Source organism: Robiginitalea sp. (assembly GCF_049588695.1).
GTDB lineage: Bacteria > Bacteroidota > Bacteroidia > Flavobacteriales > Flavobacteriaceae > Robiginitalea.
Genome location: NZ_JBAVZJ010000051.1, coordinates 1 through 1,805, shown reverse-complemented (window position 1 = coordinate 1,805; position 1,805 = coordinate 1). Strand labels below are relative to the sequence as shown.

The following is a 1,805-nucleotide window of genomic DNA, read 5'->3' as shown; positions in this document are numbered from 1 at the left end:
TTTACCTCAATAATGTATCTTTGCCCCGTAAAACCCAGCGCAACTGCCCTATGTATAAAACAACTGTTAAAGCGGTATTCCAGGATCCCAAATTACTTCAGGAACACGAAGTTTCCGGATGGGTACGCACCTTCAGAAGCAACCGTTTTATCGCTCTGAACGATGGTTCCACCCTGAATAACCTCCAATGCGTTGTCGATTTTGAAACATTGGATCCAGACCTTTTGAAAAGGATAACTACAGGTTCTGCCCTTCGCCTCAGGGGCACCCTGGTTGAGAGCCAGGGCCGGGGCCAGCGTTTTGAATTGCAGGTAAGCGCTTTGGACATCCTTGGGGATGCTGATCCGGACAAATATCCCATACAACCCAAAAAACACACCATGGAGTTCCTGAGGGAACAAGCGCATTTAAGGATTCGCACGAACACTTTCGGCGCTGTGATGAGGATTCGTTCTGCGGTCTCATTCGCCGTCCATCAATATTTTACCTCCAACGGGTTTTACAATTTTCACGCTCCTATTATAACGGGGTCCGATGCGGAAGGAGCAGGGGAAATGTTCCGGGTAAGCACCCTCGATCCAAAGTCTCCACCCTTATCGGATGATGGGACTGTCGATTTTGGGCAGGACTTTTTTGGAAAGGAAACAAATCTGACCGTATCCGGGCAGTTGGAAGCAGAAGCCTACGCCATGGGGCTCGGAAAAGTGTATTCCTTCGGCCCTACATTCAGGGCTGAGAATTCAAACACTTCACGCCACCTTGCGGAGTTTTGGATGATTGAGCCGGAAATGGCATTTTACGACCTGGATGCCAATATGGATTTGGCGGAAGACTTTATTCAAAATGTGTTGCGCTATGTTTTGGAGCACTGCATGGAAGACCTTGAATTTCTTGAAAAACGGCTTTTGGACGAAGAAAAATCAAAGCCGCAGGCAGAGCGCTCACAAATGCCATTGATTGAGAAACTGCGCTTTGTCACCGATCAGCCTTTCAAACGAGTGACCTACACAGAGGCTATTGAGATCCTGAGAAACAGCAAACCCAATAAAAAGAAGCGATTTACCTATCCGATTGATACCTGGGGAACCGACTTGCAAAGTGAGCACGAGCGGTATCTGGTTGAAAAACACTTCAACTGCCCGGTGATTCTCTTTAATTATCCCGCTAAAATAAAGGCCTTTTATATGCGCCTGAACGAAGACGGAGAAACCGTGCGGGCCATGGATATCCTCTTTCCGGGAATCGGAGAGATTGTGGGTGGATCTCAGCGGGAGGAACGCCTCGACGTGCTGAAAGAGAAAATGAAGCAACTTGGGGTGGATGAAAAAGAGCTCTGGTGGTATCTCGATCTGAGAAAATTTGGCACTGTCGTGCATAGTGGATTCGGACTCGGATTCGAGCGCCTGGTCCAATTCGCTACCGGGATGGGTAACATCAGGGATGTCATCCCATTTCCACGCACACCTCAAAACGCAGAATTCTAAGGGGAAATCCGTAAATTTAAGAAGACCCAACGCGCATTCATTTATGCTCAAGCAACACCTTCAGTTTAAGCTTTCACAAAAGCTGTCTCCCCAACAGATACAGCTTATGAAACTTATTCAGCTGCCTACTCAGGCTTTTGAGCAGCGGTTGAAGCAGGAACTTGAAGAAAACCCGGCCCTGGAGGCCGGACGCCTGGAATCGGAAAATTCAGATGAAGAATTTCAGGATACCTATGAGACGGGTAATGAGAACGAGGTCATCGATACAGAAGACATTAATATCGACGAATACCTCAGTGACGATGAAATTCCTGATTATCG

Annotated in this window: 1 protein-coding gene and 1 pseudogene; both read left to right on the top strand. The window is 47.5% G+C overall.

Going from position 1 to position 1,805, the window contains the following annotated elements:
• Positions 1-50 precede the first annotated feature (50 nt).
• The gene (gene asnS / locus WBV75_RS01000; RefSeq protein WP_424118800.1) at positions 51-1,484 is read left to right on the top strand and encodes an asparagine--tRNA ligase; all 1,434 of its coding nucleotides are present in this window, start codon (positions 51-53) and stop codon (positions 1,482-1,484) included.
• A 43-nt stretch (positions 1,485-1,527) separates the two neighbouring features.
• Positions 1,528-1,805, top strand: a pseudogene (locus tag WBV75_RS00995) (RNA polymerase factor sigma-54); the annotation flags it as partial.